Consider the following 18,288-nt stretch of genomic DNA (forward strand, 5'->3'; position numbering starts at 1 on the left):
ATCATCTCCATCTATAACAACTTCTGCTTATTTTTATATCGTCTGCAATAATATACACGCATAGTAAAAACAAATATATTTACTAGCAAATCTGCGCATAACCCACCCAGTGCTCCAAATGGTATTATTAATGCAAAATCGAAGACCAAGCGTCCTGCTACACCTATGAATGCTAAAACACGTAATTCATTAGCCATGCCCTTAGCATTCATGAATGAGTTATATATCGCATTTATACTAGCAATTGATTGAGATATTATGGCTATTGGCAATATGCGCATAACTTCAAAATATTCACTACCCATAATAAGTACAACGATATAAGTAATACAAAATATAACACCGGCCAGGATAACTGTGAGCAAAACAATCGATTTAATAAGTTTTTTGCTAATTTCATTGACTTCAGCATATTTGCGATACATGCTCTGAGAAACACTATTGCCGACCATAGAAATAACCATGGAACAATATTTTGCAATTGAAAAATATGCTACAGTACTAAGCGGGTTAAATACACCGAGTATAAGTGTATCGAGATTACTGGCAGAGCTAAACACTACTCGTGAAAAATAAATTTTCCATCCACGTTCGTGCTGTTCTTTTTTGATACTGAGCCATGAGGACTTATTCCACTTTATGAAACAACCATACTTTACATACATCGGTATTACAATAGTTGCCAAATTTATCCCAAATGAGAAAACCAAGGCACTATAAAGATTAAGAAGATTAGTAAATCTCAATACAAGTAACACAACAAAATATAGAACATAACTAATAAATAGCTGTATTGATGCCTGTCTAATATCTCCCAACGCAAAACACAACTGTTTATAACATAATAAGAGAATACTATATCCTGCAAAGGGTAAGATTATATATATATATGAAACAGAATCTGCACGCCCCCATAACGGAACCGTCATAGTAAAAACTGCCATGAATATTACATATACTACCATTAGAACAACTGCTAAAAGCATTGTCATACCTGCAAGCTGTTTTTTTTCAAGCTCGTTCTTTTCATTAATAATTAATCTAGCACCAGTATTATCAATTCCCAATAAAAAAAACGCAGATGTAAATGCCACAATAGAAGTAACATAATCAATCATACCTAAGTCATCTGCAGAAAGAAAACGTCCTCGAAAAACTAAAATGAGCATAGCAAAGAAGAGACCAACGCCTTCGGAAAGAAAAAAACTACCACTTTCACGAAATAATTGATTATTCTTCATCCAGGTTACTATTTTTATAGTCAATGTAGCAAACACCCCTTCCCCATCTCGAGTAACATTAATTTACGCAGCTTAATTACTTTATCTGCTTCATCAACGGATTTACCTAATATTTTATAGTGCTGTCTCAATTCTGCATCACTATATCTAATCTTTATCGGACGGCAAGGTTTTCCAATACATACGCAATAGGGAGGAATAGACTGCAGTACCATAGAATCAGCACCAATAACGACCCCTTCATGTATATGGACACCCGGCATCAATGAAACATGCGATCCTATCCAGACATCATTATCAATAGTTATTGGCTTAGACGCGCGTCTTTCTTGAGAATTAATGAATTGACCTACGTTAACATACTCATGATCTGTGCTTGTGAAAAAGCAATTTGGTCCGATTAGGACATCATCTCCGATTACGATATCACCACTCATGTAAGCATGTGCATTTATAAAGACATTTTTACCAACAATTATCGTTGGATAAGTTAATATTGAATTCTCTGGACTAAATCGCAAATCTGCAGAGCACTTTGCAAACTTTTTCGTGTAATACGCTCGTCTTAAATTGTTAATTATACGTCCTATTATCATGGCTATTCCCTCAATAAATCGACACTATATCTTTTTCAATTAACATTGTGCGATTGTCCATATGAATTTCTATACGCATTGATGTTTCCTTGAATCCACCAATAATATTAATACAAATTATTGAACCTTCTTTAGTGCAATAATGATAAATCATCACATCATCTGAATTTCTGTGCTCATATAACTTAATCAGATGTTCATTTGAACATCGTTCTATTGAATAAGCAATATCATTCACAGCTACTTCGGAAGCACTTTTACATTGAAGTGTTAGCTGAAATAATATTGCAGATTGCTTTGATTTTAAGAATGTAGCAATTTCTTCACTTTTTGGAATAATAAAGTTTTGTGAGCCACAAATCTGCAGCTTTGTTATAACGTCTAGCGCCATACCCGTCTTAATAACAGTAAGATTTTGAGGTTTATACACATCATTTTCTGACAACCTTTGGTTAAATAACTGCCACCATTTTAATGTGAGCGTAAGTGCTATACGCATATTTGATGAGACAGTATTGTTTGCATAACCTATGGGATATTTTTGCTCTTTACTGTCTATCCCAAAAGTTTCATCATCTCCTATATGATTAGCGAAAAAAACTCGTGTATCACTTTCAACTACTTTTGTGATAATATCATATGCAAGATTTTGCTGTATGCTTATCGTATCTCCAAGAAAAATATAATAATCATATTCTTCTTTATTATTCATGTTAGCAAAGTTAATAGAACACCCATATCCATCTTCCAGTATGTGAACTATATCCTTGCTAATTTTTTCTCCCAACAATCCAATTCGGTCTCCCAGTCTTACATTACATCTTCGGAATGCCGATACAATGGGAAGCAGTTGAACATACAACTCAAGTAAAGTGTCATTGGCAATGAGATCTTTCTCAATTTTCACCAAAAGATTGTCGGTGGTCAGTATATTGCTCTCTTGCTTTTTTCCTGATACATCACAGACTGCAACAAAATCCCCGTTGTGGAAAGAAGTATTTTTGTATGTATTGCTAACAAAGCCCACTCCTATCGAAAAAGCTTTACCATAACAATTCGAGATTGAATTAGTAGAAATCTCTAAATTAAGACTCTGGTTTTTAAGCGCCTTAACGTCTCGAAAGCACCATTTTAACACAGAAACATTAACCCTTCCTTGCATATATATATCTCCTTTTCTGTACAGAACAATCAATCAAAGATTGATTATCAAAATAATCGCCTTTATTTAATAGCCAAATAATAATTGCTCCCATAAGGCAACCGTAAGTAAATATTGTAGAAAAAATTGAACCATTCAGGGCATATTCTGCGAAAGTCAAAGTCAATGGAATAATGTATACTATCGGGACTTTGTAAACCAGCTTATCAACGAGACTGAAAAACAAAGAGTATACAAATGGCATAATAAAGACTCCAAGTGCCCCGAAATTTGCATATGCATCAGCAATTGTGCCAGATGCTGCGTTTGTTTGGCTTTCATTATAGTATAAACTTCCAATCAAACGACCCACATCGATATCATAAGGCACCGATACCCCTATTTTACGTAAAGGTGCCAGAATTGACTGCATTAGGTAAAGCTTTGGGTTTTGTTCAAAAAAATCCATCCAAAAGAAATTATTTCTACTCTGATCAAAGAAGACTCTCTTTGTTACATAAGTGTTTAAAAAGTGCGAAATTTCACCAAAAAATTTCATATTAATTGAAAAACTAATTATTCCAAACAGTATAATCCCACATAATAACATAGGATACTTTCTAATATCACTATCTCTCTTAATGAATGTTGCTCCTAACATTGATAACACGGCAATAAAAATCCATGTTTTTGTCCCTGTTATTGAGAAAGAAAAAACAATACCTAGAACACAAATTAAAAAAATCAAATACTTTCTGCTTTTTATCGATTTAATGATACCAATTGGTAAAATAATATTTACAGCTAATGGTAAAAAACTTTCAAACACTTTGGCTATTCCATTTTCTCTACTTGCCATTCTAAGATTATATACCTCAGAAAAATCAAGTGTTAAATCAATTCCTCCATGATAATATATCGAATATCCTATACATATCAAACTGAAAAGAATAAAAATCAGCGATGACTTCAAGCATATTTTATCTTGCAATGGGCTCTTAATTGATATACGAATAATAACTACGCGGTAAAACAAAAACATGCTTATCCAAAATGCATTGGTATAAAAGAAATACGTATACGGCAAATTCATATTGCAAAATGCTACCATATTAGGCAGATATGCCATACTCCATAAGACTATTAACATAATCGAAGACGGCCTCTTAAGTGTCACAAACGATGTTGCCATAAATGTGATGGCAAAGCTGGCAATATATGATAATACGTATTTGACTATATCCGGATCATACGTAAATCCAAAAATTTTATATCCCTCTGTAATTACAATACAATAAGCTAGATCTAATAAGATTCTAAGCATGACAAACCAAAACGCTAAATGATAATGATCTATTTTCTCTGCAGTATCAATATTTAATCTTTTTTTCATATATGCCAGTTCCTTTCCGCGCAAAACACCAACAGTAGAAAAACAGTTTGCTTTTACTAGAACAATCATTTGACAAACCATGGAGAAAGATTAGTACTCCTCACAATTACAATGAAGTAAGTAATTTAGATCGTATTGTTACTGTATATACATATAATTATTAACCATCCATCAATTCCTTATTTATTTCAACATAACCCTCTGTAAATTTTTTTGCTACATAATTTGGTAATGTTTCAGTTAAGGATTCATGCCTGCATTCTGGTTTATTTAACATATTTTGAATTGTTCTTTCTATATCGTCCTCATTGTTGTCAACGAAGACAAATCTATTGTATGAAGACAAAAACTGCTTAACCATTGGAGTCGCTCCAATTACAAGTATTTCATGAGTTGATGAACCATAATGATATATCTTTCCTGGAATTTGACCCGTTTCATTCCCACGCTTTGATAACTTATTACATATACATACAAGTATCCTTGTTTTGCTTTCAATATCACTTACGATATCGACGGATGCTCTTGCCATAACATTTAAGTTATTTTGACTTTCTATCTTTACATCCCCATTGCCAATAATGATTGATTGATAATTACTCCTCTTTAATACAGAATATAATGGCAAGATATCGCGTACAGAAGTAGAATACCCTCCAAAATACCCAACCTGATATATTCGTTCATCCTTTTTCGGAATCGCAAAAGCATATGGTGTCTCGATATACGTCATCTTATGCGCAATTTTAGGAAAAACCTTCTTTTGCATATTTAAAACAACTTCATTTGTATAAACAACCTTGTCACAATTCTTCATCAACTTTTCCTCAGCTTTTTTGATTCTGAACGGTAAAATAGGGTGATGTGTTAATGTGTCAAGAAATAACGGATCTCCCCAATATTGAATCCATTTTATCGGATATCCAAAGTACTTTTTTTTAATTCTCTCTGCAAGTATATGAACAGAATACGGATTTGACGATGAAATCATCAAATCATATTTTCTAAGTTTTAACCCTTCTATGTCTATAGAGCATGCAAGTTTTCTCAAATTGTCTATAGTTTCAAATGAATAATACACATTTCTCAGATGAGAATATAACTTATCTTTCCATTTGCCAAGTTTATTTGAAGTAAGTAAATACGATGATATAGCTTCTGATGTTACATACCCACGAAGTGGGATAACATTGCATTGATCAATAATTAGTGAAAAGCTATTATCCAATAGCAACGCTTTATTTGACGACTTGTATGTTATAATATCAACCTCATCACCTTGATCCAAGAATCCCTTGATTAAAGAGACATTTCTGATGTTACTCGAACTACACACGCCAATATCGCTGAAAGTTATAAAAAGTATTTTCATTTAATACCCCTTCCTTGATATACGTAATTGCTATATATCTATAATTTTTCAACAAAATCCAATAACTTACGCACCTGAATATCCGAAGTTTTATTTTTTAGCAGAAATTCTCGTGCTCTAATCCCTTTTTTCAATCGAGACTCTTCAGGCTCCTCAAAAACACGTTTTAATGAAACTGCTATGTCCTCTTTTGATTCTCCGTTAATTGTATATACATAATTAAAATATTCGTCTGGTATGCCTTCCAGTTTCGTCATAGCAACAGGTGTTCCAGAAAGCATATATTCAAAAACTTTTGAAGGACAAGAATACTTTGTAAAAGTCTCTAGTGGTGAACGAGGATTAATTAGCAAATCCGCTGACTGCATTTTCTGATATACCTCTTCTGGCTCCACACATCCTTGATATTTAACTTCAGGATGCTGTTCGGATATTCTTTTCAATTCTTCTACATAACTACCGTGACCATATATATGCAACTCTACGTTGGGAATTCCAGCTAATATAAAACCTTCAACCAATGATTGCACACCATACGCCACATATACTCCACCAGCATACAAACAAACCTTTGCCCTCCCTGATTGTCTGTTCTGTAGCGGCTTTATCTGTCCATCTATCAATCCCTCTAATACAATATATCCTTCTTTAGTAATATTTAATTCCTCTGCCATTGCTTTTGCATAGAGTACAAATCCATCGACATACCGTTGCTCTCTTTTTAGAAGCCACTTGTTATATCTCATAAGAATAGAACGGACTAATGATTTTTCAGATGACATATAATCAGGCAAATCAGGAACAATATTAATGACTGTTATATTTCTATAGCATTCTTTTATTTTGTGCGCTAATTTCAAATACGGACTTCGCATTGAATATACGATTACAATAGCGCCGTCCAATTTTTCATTCCTTTTTTTCATTGCATTTTTAAGGGATCTAGTCTGGGAAAGTATACTAAAATACTTTATATTTAAAAATCCAACATTTCGAACAATCGTACCATTATCAAGCATTACCTCTCTGTATGGCAACTTTAAATACTTTGAATTAGGATATGGCAAAGTAACTAGTGCACTCCACACATCCAATTCTATATCTTTGTTTTTTTTTAATGCTTCAAGATAATAACCCTGCACACGATTCGCAGCAAATTGTATATATGTATTCCCTTTTAGGTCAGACATATAGTCATCATCTGCATAGGTTCCTATCCATATGACTCTTTTTGACATATCTCATACCTTTCCTAATTACATAAACATCTTGTTCTAATCAAAAGATTCTATAATCTGTCGGTATGAATGTCTTACATTAAACTCATTCACCAACACATCAAATGCTGCTTTGCTCATATCGTCTAGTGACGTTGCATTACATATTTTCGCCACTAATAATGCAAACCCATCCGCGTCATCACTCTCACACCACCAGCCGAACCCGTCACCAACTACTACATGTCCAATATCAGTATTCTTATCCGTACATACTAAAACAGGAAGTCCAGCTTGCATATAGGATAACAACCTACTCGGAAAGTTTGGAATTGTAAAACGATGATCAAGGAAGATCAGACCTACATCACAGCACGCGATCATCTTGTCATATTCTGCTTTCGGAATAAAATTAAATAGCTTTACATAGTTCGGCTTATCATTTTCAACATATTCCTCAAGGAAGTGCCTATCTGTTCCGCTACCGGCTATTACAAAGTAAGCATTATTTAATCCAATCTGTTCTTCACCAACATTGCCTTTATACCCATAAGACTTCAGACATTCTACGATAAATGGCACATCTTGTGGTTTACCAAGGTTGCCACCGTAAATAAATATTTTCTTATCTACAGGCAAACCATATTTCCTACGGATTTCTATTTTTTCTTCTACACTTACTCTCATGTCGATTGGTTCAACACAGTTGGGACAAATCTTAACTTTGTCCTTCGACACCTCTGGGTTGTGCTTTAACACATAATCTATATTTCCCTGTGACATACAGCCAATTTTATCTGAGAGTGTATATAAATGCTTCTCCTTTTCACGAAAATATTTGTAAATTAATCCCATAACTCCTGTTTTAGTGAGTATTCCCAAATCCAAAGAGTTCTGAGGGAATATGTCCTTAAGCATCAAGTAGCTTTTAGCACCATCACGCTGCTTCACGAATTGAATCACCTTAGCGAAGGTAATCGGTGGCGTGGCATAAAGTACTAAGTCAAACTTGATATCGGAATAATATATCTTGATTCCCCGAATAAAAAGCGATTCAATACATAGTGTCGAAATACCCTTTTCTATCAAATTGATCTTCTGTGTATTTCCAATTTTCAGTTTCAGTATTGTGTTTTCATTTGAATTAAAGTTATTTTTTAACGCAGAGTCAACCCCTAAACTGGTGCTACTCCTAAACCGAAGTAACCTCGTTTTTTGATTTCTTCTTCTTTCAATAGGAGAAATACAATTCACGCTATGACCATTCTTAATGAATTCACGAAGCAGGTCGCTATAGATATTTCTCTCATAAAACGTTTCAAAATCAATTAGTGATAGAAAAAGTACATTCATTTATTCATTCCCCACAATAAACACATAGTTCGTTGTCGCACTGCCTCCGATGTTCAACATCATACCGTTATTGGCTTTCTTCAACTGATAACCTTTAGCCTTACCTGCAACTTGCTTATATAAATCAAGGAACATTCTTGCACCACTGGCACCTACAGGGTACCCACAACCAATCAAACCACCACTAGGATTAATGGGCTTTGTTCCATCAAATGCATTCTTGATAGTATGTTCCTTCACGTACTTCTCGGATGCCAACACAACAACGGTAGCACCATCAGTTACCTGTGAACAGTCTGACACAGCCAGTCTTCCGTCTACGAGAGGATTGGTATCCATACCTCGACTTTCCGCCTGATCTTGATCCATAAACCACTTTCTTGTTTGAGCGTTTGGATTTCGTTTACCATTGCTGTAATTGATAACAGAAATTTTCGCTAGCGCATCCATAAAGCGTTTCTCATCTGTGCCATACTTTTTAATGATTTCATCGGCCAACTTGCCAAAAAGTTTTGGAAAAGGAAAGTCAATGCCTTTGCCTTCCGTTTCATAGTAGGCAGCATAGCCAAGAAAATCGTCACCCGTCTTGCTTTCTACAGTCTTCAATAGTTCCCAATCCACAACAATAGCTACATCATAATCTCCTTTGCTAGTTTTCGTAATCGCTGCATCTAGTGCTACAGAGCTAGATGCACAAGCTGCTTCATATCTTGCGGAAGGTATTCCATAAAATGCAGGATTAATCTCTGTTAAAAGTGAACCAAGATGTCCCTGATTCACATACTACTCTGCAATAAAATTACCAACATAACAGGCAACTCTGTTGTCCTTGTTTAATTCAATAATATCTTCAAAGCTAAGGCATGCGTCCTGCAAGCCATCAGTCATCGCTTCTTTCAAAAGAGCAACAACACCTTTACCTTCCTTGGTCCAATTGCGTTCAAAGTCAGTCTGAGCACCATCCAGAATATAGGTCTTATTCATCTCGATACTCCTCCTTATCTTTTCGCCTTAAAGAAAGGTCTATAGTCATACTTAGACGGCACAACAGAGGCCAGCACTGCTTCCAGATCAATGTTGTCCTGGACTGACTTATCCAAATATTCTCTGACAAGTTGCTTGAGTCTGTGACTATACCAAGTGCATCCGCAATCGCCAAAGGTGGTCACCAGTTAAATCCTGTTACCATTACATCATCGGCAGAGTGGATATCATATCGACATACTCTGTGGCCACCAAAGAGTAAATCACATACTTTAAGAGAAACTGTAAGCACAGTTCTGCTTCAGCAGCGCGGTTTTCTATCAGAATGCGAAAAGCATCCGGGTAATTATTGATGTGAAGTTGTTTTACACAAATCTCCAGCATAGTGTAATCAGCAGCAACCAGACGGTTTGCCACACTTAAGGCTTTTACAGACAGCTCCCACAATAGAATGATTACCAATAATTTTACCCTAGATAATTTGTGTCCCAGTTCCTATCTCAGTACATTCACCAATTTCTGTAATGCCGCCAATATTTACACTGGGATAAAGTGTTACAAAGTCACGTAGAACTGCTTTATGACCAACAGTGCAGTCAAGGTTGATAAGCACATGCCTGCCGATGGTGATATCGATCGTAATAATCGTACCCCCACAAATGATCGCACCTTCCTCAATGGTTACATTTTTCGAGATAATAACACTAGGATCTATTAAAGTTGCAAATTTTACATTTCCTAATTTTTCGATGACAGCTTTTCTCGTTTTAGCAAATCCGATAGCGCACACAAAATACGCATCTTGATATTTCTCAACACAATTGCTAGTCCCAAGAACTACATAACCATTAACATTCTTGCCTTGGATTTCGGGTTATCATCCACAAATCCAAGGAGATTCCATATCTGTTCCATGGTATTGATTCGCTCAACGAGGCTGCTTGCTCTACAATAATTAAATCTTTAAGCAATTCATGCCACCAACCTTTCAGTGGCAAAAACAGCCTGTTTTCTCTTATGTTTTGAGGTGAGCAGGTATACCGATATATACCCCTCCCCCCGAAATTTCTTTGACTACAACAGCCCCTGCGCCTATCACGGTATTCTCTCCTATTGATATATTATTTCGTACTGTAGCACCAATGCCTATGTGTGTACAACTTCCAACATGAACTGTTCCACCTAGTGTAGCATTGGGAGATACATGGACGTAGTCCCCTAACTGATTGTCATGTTCGATCACAGCGCAAGTATTAATGATGCAATGTTGACCAATCATAGCTTCAGGATTAATCACCGCTCCTGCCATAACAACACTACCGATGCCAATCTGTACTCCATAAGCAATCTGTGCAGATGGATGAACAAGAGTAACCCAATTCAATTTATGTTGCTCTGCTATTCTCTTGCGAATTTGATTATCTCCAATGGCAATCACAAAATCAGTTTCTCCATTGTTGAGTTGCTCCAAATTACAACTCTTCCCAATAATTGGATAACCCATACAATCACCACCGACATTGTCATCCACAAAACAAATATCTTTATATCCACTCTTTAAGGCAATGTCGGCTATCACTTTTCCATGACCCCCACCACCAATAATCACAAGTCGTTTATACATTGACTTGTACCGCGCTTTCATTCCCCATAAATTCCTCCATTGTTGCTGAGACTTCAGAGGAAATTCCTTCTCGTTTCAACACGACAAATATCGTCTTGAAAATTATTTTCATATCGAGCAACAGAGAAATATGATTAACATAGTAGACATCTTTTTCAAATTTTTCTTCCCAAGTTAAAGAATTACGACCATAAGCCTGCGCATATCCTGTTAACCCTGGTCGTACATCATGTCTTTTTCTTTGTTCTTCACTATATCGAACTAAGTATTTGACTAAGAGTGGTCGTGGTCCAATTAGACTCATATCGCCTTTCAGTATATTAAACAGCTCCGGCAGCTCATCAAGGCTTGTACTTCTCAATATCCTTCCGTACTTATTCAGTCTTATATCGTCAGGGAGTAGATTCCCTTCTTTATCTTTTCGATTGTCCATCGTACGAAATTTGATTAATTTGAAGATTCTTTCTTTTCCATCTTTTCCCTTCTTACCTGGTCTAAGTTGTATAAAGAAAGGATTGCCTCGCATCGCAATCGCACCAAGAATCGTTAAAACAAGAAAGCCTGGCGATAATACAAGAATTGCCATGAGTGATAACACAAAATCTAAAGGTCTCTTCATATATTTTGCGTACATCATCAACCTTCTTACTCGAAACAAGCATGGATCATTACTATAATCTTATTCTGCTGCTCCACTGTCATCTTGTTATCACTCGGCAAGCATAATCCTCGATTAAAGATATCCATTCCAACATCCAATGGTTTACCATCTTTCCCTAGCATTCCACCCTGAATATAAGCATTCGTCTTTGCCCTGCCATTTCCTTCTCTTGTTATAAAGCCATTCATCCGATATATTGGCTGCATATGCATTGGCTTCCATATCGGTCTTCCTTCTGCGTTGTACTTCGCTAAGGTTTCCAGAATTTCTGTAGGACAGCTCTTTCCAGGTTCACTCACATACAATGCTTCCTGTTCTCCCCGCATTTGTTTACACATCGCTTCTGGATTGATAAGCATACAGCTTAACCAGAAGTTAGGTTCACTGTTCTTGGCATCATAGGGATTCATGGTTACAGGCAGATCCTTTAATCCCTCTTCATAGCGTTTGTAGATTGCTTTCTTCTGAGCGATATGTTCTTCCAAATAAGGGAATTGTCCTCTTACCACTCCCGCAATGACGTTACTCATCCGGTAATTGTAGCCTAATTCCTCATGTTGATACCAAAGTGCATTCTCTCTGGATTGGGTTGACCATTTTCTGACTTTGTTCGCTGCTTCTAAATCATCTGTAAGTAACATGCCTCCAGATGAGCCTGTGATGATCTTGTTTCCATTAAAGGAAATACAGTTATACGTTCCAAAGGTTCCTGTTTGTATCCCTTGATAGGTCGCTCCCAAAGACTCTGCCGCATCTTCGATTATAATTGCTTTATGCTTCTCACAAATCGCTTTGATTTCATTCACTTTTCCTGGTGTTCCATATAAGTGTGCGACAACCACAACTCTTACTTCAGGATAGATCTCAAAGGCTTTCTCTAAGGCGACAGGATCCATATTCCATGTCTCATATTCCGTATCTATAAAGACTGGAACTCCGCCTTCATACACAACGGGATTTACAGTCGCATCAAAGGTCAAATCACTGCAGAATACTTTTTCTCCGGGTTTAACGCCTGCCAATTTTACAGCCATATGCAACGCCGCTGTCCCCGCGGATAAAGCAACCGCATAACGACAGCCCACTTTCTCACAAGCAAGCTGTTCTACGACATTGATGTTTTCTCCCACTGTCGACATCCAATTTTTCTCATACGCTTCCTGCATGTACTTTAATTCTTCTCCATGCATTGTTGGTGAAGACAGCCATACTTTTTCCTTGAATGGTTCCATTTCTATTTGACACCCCCTGCCATCACAACGGTTTTTTCCTCAGTTAACTTCTTTACTTTTCTCATCTCAATCTCATCCTGCTTCTTCTTTGGATGATAGGTTGGAATAATTTCAGAAACCAGCTGCTTAATTGTTGAGCTGTTTGTATAACTGGCTTCTGATAACACTTCAACTTGATTCATAAACTGTTCCACATCAAAAGCAATGGGCTTTGCGATATGAATCAATTGATTCGGAGTGGTTTGTAGCCCTTCTTCAGCCATTAGTTTCTCTTCGTATAATTTCTCACCGGGTCTTAATCCCGTATACTCAATCTGGATATCCACATTCGGCTTATAACCCGACAGCTTAATCAGATTTCTAGCCAGGGTATCAATCTTCACGGGGTCTCCCATGTCTAAAACAAAGATTTCCCCTCCCTTGGCATAAGTTCCTGCTTGTAAGACCAAGCTGACTGCTTCCGGGATTGTCATGAAGTATCGAATGATATCCGGATGTGTCACTGTCACCGGTCCACCTTCTGCGATTTGCTTTTTAAACAAAGGAATTACTGATCCATTGCTTCCTAACACGTTCCCAAATCGCACTGCCACAAACTCCGTTTTGACCTTATCCTCTTGAATCTCTTGAATTGGATTCCAGGTATGCGACCAGAGCTGAGGAAGAAGCTGATAGCTTCCGGTCTGACTGATTTGATTCATACTCTGAATCACCATTTCACACAGCCTCTTACTTGCCCCCATGATATTCGTAGGATTCACTGCTTTGTCGGTACTAATAAGGACAAATCGCTGACAACCATTCTTTAATGCCGCATAAGCTGTCTTATACGTGCCAATGACATTGTTTTTAATCGCTTCATTCGGACTTCCTTCCATCAATGGCACATGTTTATGCGCTGCCGCATGATAGACAATATCCGGTTTATACATCTCAAAAACACTGTCAATTCTTCGACTGTCCCGAACAGAGCCTATTAAGACAACCAAGCTTAACTCTGGGTATTTCCGCTTCAATTCCTGTTCAATGTCATAAGCATTATTTTCATAAATTTCAAAAAGAATAAGTTGTTTAGGATGATGTCCTGCAATCTGTCGGCATAATTCACTGCCAATGGATCCACCACCCCCAGTGACTAAGATCGTTTTCCCTTTCAAGTGTTCAAAGATTTCATCCATATTGACTTGAATGGGTTCTCTTCCTAAGAGATCTTCCACGGCCACTTCTTTCATTTTAGAAAAAGCAACATCCCCATTCACCATCTGATAGATTCCCGGAAGCATCTTCAGCTCGCAACCGGTTTCTTTACAAATGTTTAGAATATCGCGTTTTGCTTCTGCTTTGGCACTCGGTATAGCCACTAGAATTTGTTGGATTTCATACTTCTCAACATTGACTAAGATATCATCCCGACCTCCGACAATCGGAATCCCATCAATGAAGCGACCCCATTTATTCGGATTGTCATCAATGATGCATTGGACTTTTCCTACATCAAATTCCGTTCGCTGCACATCTCGTAAGATTAGACGACCTGCATCCCCAGCTCCAATCAATAGGATGTTCTTTTCTTGTCTCTTCTTAGCCATTTTCTCTCTGCGGCTTCTTTCTAATAAAATAAACCGATAGGAGAAACGAATTCCAAGGATTAAACAGAATTGGATAATCATACCAAATAAGTAGTAAGACGTTGGCATCGGCTGAAAAAACGTCATGATCCCTAAACTATGAAGAATCCCGGCCACTATCGTCGCGGCTGTAACTCTTAACAGTTCACTGTATCCTGCGAAACGCCATAAGCTGCGATAGAGCTTTAAACTGAAAAAGATAATTAAGCATACAATCGTATAAACGGGCACGAATTGCATCCATGCATTCAAATAAATCGAAGGAATCCTTGTAAAATGACAATCAAAGCGAAACCATAAGGCAAGCAGATACGCTAAGTTCACAGCTAAAACATCATAAACAATCAGGTACAAAGAGATCACATGCCAGTGCTCAATCTTTCGCTTTCTTTCCTGCATTTTTTCTCTCCCCCTTTTCCCCAACTAAAAAACGACTCTTGTCAAAACCACAAAAATCGTTTCTTCTTTTTCTCTATTTCTTGATATTCTACTCGAATTTCTTCATTGCCTAGAAGTTTCCTTGGATTCTCTTCTGTCAATTGTTTCGCAACTCGCAATCCAAACTCTTCTTCGAGTAAGTCATATGCTTCCTTTAAAATTAAAGGACGATATTCATTGTGGGCATCACTGGCAATGAAACTGATGAATCTATGTTCAATCATGGAAAACAAAACCTTCTTTGTTTCCTTCTTAAATAAACTGTTCTGATTCGACTGAAGCAAATAGCCTTCTTTTAACCATCGCAAGCAGAAATTAGGATCTTCTTGAACATAGTGATATCGTTCAGGATGAGCGATGATAATTCGATACTTCAATGACAATTCATACAGAATCTCATCATATTCCTCTTTATAATCGTGGAATGGAAACTCAATGAGAATTGCCTTAGATTCCGCTAAGGTAAAGATGTCTCCCTGTTCCAATAATTCAGGCATCTCAGGATGAATATAGAGTTCATTCCCTAAGTGAAGCTTAATTGAACCTTGGTAAGCTTGTTTTAGTTCATTGAAGCGTTTCACTAATTCTGAGGCTTTAATCCGATACTCGCCATTCTTCATGAAATGGGGTGTCGTAATCAACTCTGTAATCCCATCTTCTTCAGCTTGTTTTAATAAAGCTAAGGATTCTTCTAAGCTTTGACTACCATCATCCACTCCTGGCACTAAATGGCTATGAATGTCAATCATTTCTTTTTGCCGCTTTTCTTATTCAATGAACTTAGCAAATTCGTTTGTTTCTTTTTATTTGGAGCTTTCTTCTGACTGTCACTGTAACGATAACCATAGCTGTTGTAATACTTTTTCTGAACTGGCATCATGGTCATGACAATCCCAATGACGTTGACTTGGGTCTGTTCTAACTGATCCTTCACTCTTAGTAATTCCTTACGGTCATTTCGATTGGAAGCACAGACAAGAATTGTTCCATCACAATAACTAGCCGCTACCACACCATCGGTGACTAAACCCACTGGAGGGCAATCCAACAAAATCAAATCATATTCTTCTCTTCGCTCATCAATAAATACTTTTAACGCATTCGACTGAATGAACTCCGAAGCAAACGGAATCTTTGTCCCCGCTGTAATCACATCCACATGTTCATAAGGCTGTAATACAACCTCTTCAAACTCTGCTTGATGGCCAATAATATCTGAAATTCCCTTTTTATTCTTTAGCTTTAGTTTCTTATGGATCGTAGGCATTCTTAAATCTAAGTCAATCACAAGAACTTTCTTTTGAAGCTGGGCATAAACCATCGCTAAGTTTAAGACACAAGTACTTTTTCCCTCCTGTGCCGTTGTGGATATAATATTAATTACTTTCATATCCTTATCGAAATTGCGCATTAAGATATTGGTTCTTAAGGTACGATAAGCTTCCGATGCAGGAGCATCTGGATCCGTTAATGTAATCAATTCATCTCCTACTCTTAACATTACTCTGTCCCCCCTGCATTCATATCTGGAATCAAACCAATAATCGGATAATCAAAGATTTGTTTCATTTCTTCTTCTGTTCGAATGTTTCTGTCATTTAACAACAAATACATAATAATACACCCATCGATAACACAACCTATTAAAAATCCGAAAAGAGTGTTTGTTATATTTGACGGGCTGGATTTCTTCTCGGGTACTTTGGCGGAATTTAGAACAGTGACATTTTCAATATTCATAATGGAATAGATTTTATCCTGGAACACACGGACAACTTCATTCGCGATTGTCGCAGCTTCTTTAGAATCTTTAGAAGTAACCGCAACCGTGATGACTTCTGTATCCTTCACTGAACTAATCTTAACAATCTTCTGATACCCTTCAGTATCCAGATCATCTAACTTCAGATTTTGAATAACTTCATCACTAATCGCTTCACTTTTTAGGATTTCACTGTAGGTATTGACCAGCTTCTGTGATGTCTGAAGATCATTGTAGCTGATCTGTTGACTGTCTGGATTTGATTTCTGGACAATAATCAACTTTGCTTCTGCGGTATACTTCTTCGGTATCAGAAACAGTGTTACTAAGGCGGCGACAATCGAGGTCGCCAAGAGGATCAAAGCAAAAGGTTTGAAATGCTTCTTCACAATTTCAAATACTCGTGAAAGATCAATTTCAATTTCGTCGTTTTCGTACATTTTCTATCTCCCTTTTTCTCTTCTCTATAATAAAGAATCCTATCGTCAGGATCCTCCAAATTGATTTTGTATGTTTCTTTCTAATTGAACGATATTGGAACTAGGCTGATAGCTCTCATCCTCATAGATATTCCAATGAAGTTCTTTCGCTAAGTCTTCATAGTTTTCCATCATATAGATTGGACTGAATCCATTGTATTCAATGACTTTCTCAATCGAATCCATCCCTTTTGATGGAATCTGAAATTGATCAATATGCTTTAGATCAAAATTTAACAAAGAAGTAATATCATTTTTGACTTCATTATTTGTTAAGTTGGTCTCCACATACGGAAGCATTTCATCCACAATTTCCATTAATTCAAACACATTCTTTTTGGATAACTTCTCTAAGATTTTCAGAATCACTTCATTTTGTCTGTCCATGCGATGAAAATCATCATCCACTTCACGAATCCTACAATAACCCAGCGCTTGTTTTCCTTTTAAATGAAAGACATTTCCATCCCGAGTCGCTCCTAAATTCATGACTTTTGTAGCTAAAAGTCCATCGGGTAGTATTATATCTATACCACCGACTAAATCTACTAACGTTTCTAACGCTTCAAAACTAAAACCCACATATTGCGTGATATCTAAATCAAAGTTATAATTCAATGTTTTCACTGCCAGTTCTGGTCCGCCTCGCCAATGCGCATGATTTAATTTATCATAGTCATTGTAGGGATCTGGAATGTAAACTAGCGTATCCCGCTGCAAGGAGGTAATTTTTATCTTCTTGGAATCAAAATCCAAAGAGATAATCTTTGTGGCGTCAGAACGTTCCATTTCATAATTTTGCCATTGCGCAGTTTCTGCGTTATCAGAGCCGAATACCGCAATATTCACAATGCGATGATTCTTGACTTGATCTAAGACTTCTTGGCTGATTAAAGCGTCTTCGTTAGAGAGTTTTCTGGAGCGGATCGTTCTATTCAATAAGGAATCGATATAGAGATTTCCGCCCAAAACTAGAATTAAGATTAAAAAAGCAAGAACACCTATTAGTATCAATAAGATCCTGGTTTTCTTGTCTTTCTTGGGAGTGTTTCTTTGTTTTTTCAATGTGTCACATCCTTTAGTATAAAACAAAAAAAGGTAGGCTCCGCCACCTCAAGCTTACGATGAGTTTGTAAAAGATGATCTCGGATGAATTAAAAGTGCCGA

19 protein-coding genes are annotated in these 18,288 nt (G+C 36.8%); all 19 read right to left on the reverse strand.

Annotation, left to right across the window (positions count from 1 at the left end; translation table 11 throughout):
• Positions 1-11: 11 nt before the first annotated feature.
• On the reverse strand, positions 12-1,277 hold the full coding sequence (locus MCG46_RS10500) for a lipopolysaccharide biosynthesis protein (protein WP_240279959.1): 1,266 nt from the start codon (positions 1,275-1,277) through the stop codon (positions 12-14).
• Entirely contained in the window at positions 1,262-1,837 is a 576-nt protein-coding gene (locus tag MCG46_RS10505) for an acyltransferase (protein ID WP_240279960.1), read from the reverse strand. The genes MCG46_RS10500 and MCG46_RS10505 overlap by 16 nt, the downstream gene beginning before the upstream one ends.
• A 10-nt stretch (positions 1,838-1,847) precedes the next feature.
• Complete coding sequence (locus MCG46_RS10510; protein ID WP_240279961.1) at positions 1,848-2,999, reverse strand: hypothetical protein; 1,152 nt, start codon at positions 2,997-2,999, stop codon at positions 1,848-1,850.
• The gene (locus tag MCG46_RS10515; protein ID WP_240279962.1) at positions 2,983-4,371 is read right to left on the reverse strand and encodes an O-antigen polymerase; all 1,389 of its coding nucleotides are present in this window, start codon (positions 4,369-4,371) and stop codon (positions 2,983-2,985) included. Before MCG46_RS10515 ends, MCG46_RS10510 begins: the two co-directional genes overlap by 17 nt.
• A 160-nt stretch (positions 4,372-4,531) precedes the next feature.
• A complete protein-coding gene (locus tag MCG46_RS10520) occupies positions 4,532-5,743 on the reverse strand; it encodes a hypothetical protein (protein WP_240279963.1) in 1,212 nt (403 codons plus the stop codon).
• Positions 5,744-5,781: 38 nt separating this feature from the next.
• Positions 5,782-6,981, reverse strand: a complete 1,200-nt coding sequence (locus tag MCG46_RS10525; RefSeq protein WP_240279964.1) for a glycosyltransferase — start codon at positions 6,979-6,981, stop codon at positions 5,782-5,784.
• A gap of 36 nt (positions 6,982-7,017) precedes the next feature.
• A complete protein-coding gene (locus tag MCG46_RS10530) occupies positions 7,018-8,313 on the reverse strand; it encodes a glycosyltransferase family 4 protein (RefSeq protein WP_240279965.1) in 1,296 nt (431 codons plus the stop codon).
• Positions 8,314-9,093 (reverse strand): thiolase C-terminal domain-containing protein, encoded by a 780-nt coding sequence (locus MCG46_RS19570; protein ID WP_240279966.1) that lies wholly within the window; start codon positions 9,091-9,093, stop codon positions 8,314-8,316.
• A 3-nt stretch (positions 9,094-9,096) separates the two neighbouring features.
• The gene (locus MCG46_RS10540) at positions 9,097-9,297 is read right to left on the reverse strand and encodes a hypothetical protein (RefSeq protein WP_240279967.1); all 201 of its coding nucleotides are present in this window, start codon (positions 9,295-9,297) and stop codon (positions 9,097-9,099) included.
• A 204-nt stretch (positions 9,298-9,501) separates the two neighbouring features.
• Positions 9,502-9,759: a hypothetical protein gene (locus MCG46_RS10545; RefSeq protein ID WP_240279968.1), complete on the reverse strand. Its 258-nt coding sequence runs from the start codon at positions 9,757-9,759 to the stop codon at positions 9,502-9,504.
• Between the two features lie 10 nt (positions 9,760-9,769).
• Complete coding sequence (locus MCG46_RS10550) at positions 9,770-10,087, reverse strand: hypothetical protein (protein ID WP_240279969.1); 318 nt, start codon at positions 10,085-10,087, stop codon at positions 9,770-9,772.
• 225 nt (positions 10,088-10,312) lie between these two features.
• Entirely contained in the window at positions 10,313-10,921 is a 609-nt protein-coding gene (locus MCG46_RS10555) for an acetyltransferase (protein WP_240279970.1), read from the reverse strand.
• Positions 10,914-11,555 (reverse strand): sugar transferase, encoded by a 642-nt coding sequence (locus MCG46_RS10560; protein ID WP_240279971.1) that lies wholly within the window; start codon positions 11,553-11,555, stop codon positions 10,914-10,916. Before MCG46_RS10560 ends, MCG46_RS10555 begins: the two co-directional genes overlap by 8 nt.
• Before the next feature lie 11 nt (positions 11,556-11,566).
• The gene (locus tag MCG46_RS10565; RefSeq protein WP_240279972.1) at positions 11,567-12,814 is read right to left on the reverse strand and encodes a DegT/DnrJ/EryC1/StrS family aminotransferase; all 1,248 of its coding nucleotides are present in this window, start codon (positions 12,812-12,814) and stop codon (positions 11,567-11,569) included.
• Between the two features lie 2 nt (positions 12,815-12,816).
• On the reverse strand, positions 12,817-14,841 hold the full coding sequence (locus tag MCG46_RS10570; RefSeq protein ID WP_240279973.1) for a nucleoside-diphosphate sugar epimerase/dehydratase: 2,025 nt from the start codon (positions 14,839-14,841) through the stop codon (positions 12,817-12,819).
• 41 nt (positions 14,842-14,882) lie between these two features.
• Positions 14,883-15,629, reverse strand: coding sequence for a tyrosine-protein phosphatase (locus MCG46_RS10575; protein WP_240279974.1), 747 nt, complete (start codon positions 15,627-15,629; stop codon positions 14,883-14,885).
• Positions 15,626-16,381, reverse strand: coding sequence for a CpsD/CapB family tyrosine-protein kinase (locus MCG46_RS10580; RefSeq protein WP_240279975.1), 756 nt, complete (start codon positions 16,379-16,381; stop codon positions 15,626-15,628). Before MCG46_RS10580 ends, MCG46_RS10575 begins: the two co-directional genes overlap by 4 nt.
• Complete coding sequence (locus tag MCG46_RS10585) at positions 16,381-17,082, reverse strand: YveK family protein (protein ID WP_240279976.1); 702 nt, start codon at positions 17,080-17,082, stop codon at positions 16,381-16,383. Before MCG46_RS10585 ends, MCG46_RS10580 begins: the two co-directional genes overlap by 1 nt.
• A gap of 45 nt (positions 17,083-17,127) precedes the next feature.
• The gene (locus tag MCG46_RS10590) at positions 17,128-18,186 is read right to left on the reverse strand and encodes an LCP family protein (protein WP_240279977.1); all 1,059 of its coding nucleotides are present in this window, start codon (positions 18,184-18,186) and stop codon (positions 17,128-17,130) included.
• Positions 18,187-18,288 lie beyond the last annotated feature (102 nt).

Origin of the sequence: Holdemania massiliensis (assembly GCF_022440805.1) — a bacterium.
In the GTDB taxonomy this organism is placed as follows: Bacteria; Bacillota_I; Bacilli_A; order Erysipelotrichales; family Erysipelotrichaceae; genus Holdemania; species Holdemania massiliensis_A.

Bases quoted from the DNA above. Each gene is read 5' to 3' on its own strand.
- MCG46_RS10570 (WP_240279973.1), bottom strand. From the start codon at position 14,841: ATGCAGGAAAGAAAGCGAAAGATTGAGCACTGGCATGTGATCTCTTTG.
- MCG46_RS10575 (WP_240279974.1), bottom strand. From the start codon at position 15,629: ATGATTGACATTCATAGCCATTTAGTGCCAGGAGTGGATGATGGTAGT.
- MCG46_RS10510 (WP_240279961.1), bottom strand. From the start codon at position 2,999: ATGCAAGGAAGGGTTAATGTTTCTGTGTTAAAATGGTGCTTTCGAGAC.
- MCG46_RS10580 (WP_240279975.1), bottom strand. From the start codon at position 16,381: ATGTTAAGAGTAGGAGATGAATTGATTACATTAACGGATCCAGATGCT.
- MCG46_RS10560 (WP_240279971.1), bottom strand. From the start codon at position 11,555: ATGTACGCAAAATATATGAAGAGACCTTTAGATTTTGTGTTATCACTC.
- MCG46_RS10520 (WP_240279963.1), bottom strand. From the start codon at position 5,743: ATGAAAATACTTTTTATAACTTTCAGCGATATTGGCGTGTGTAGTTCG.
- MCG46_RS10555 (WP_240279970.1), bottom strand. From the start codon at position 10,921: ATGTATAAACGACTTGTGATTATTGGTGGTGGGGGTCATGGAAAAGTG.
- MCG46_RS10505 (WP_240279960.1), bottom strand. From the start codon at position 1,837: ATGATAATAGGACGTATAATTAACAATTTAAGACGAGCGTATTACACG.
- MCG46_RS10530 (WP_240279965.1), bottom strand. From the start codon at position 8,313: ATGAATGTACTTTTTCTATCACTAATTGATTTTGAAACGTTTTATGAG.
- MCG46_RS10515 (WP_240279962.1), bottom strand. From the start codon at position 4,371: ATGAAAAAAAGATTAAATATTGATACTGCAGAGAAAATAGATCATTAT.
- MCG46_RS10585 (WP_240279976.1), bottom strand. From the start codon at position 17,082: ATGTACGAAAACGACGAAATTGAAATTGATCTTTCACGAGTATTTGAA.
- MCG46_RS10540 (WP_240279967.1), bottom strand. From the start codon at position 9,297: ATGAATAAGACCTATATTCTGGATGGTGCTCAGACTGACTTTGAACGC.
- MCG46_RS10525 (WP_240279964.1), bottom strand. From the start codon at position 6,981: ATGTCAAAAAGAGTCATATGGATAGGAACCTATGCAGATGATGACTAT.
- MCG46_RS10565 (WP_240279972.1), bottom strand. From the start codon at position 12,814: ATGGAACCATTCAAGGAAAAAGTATGGCTGTCTTCACCAACAATGCAT.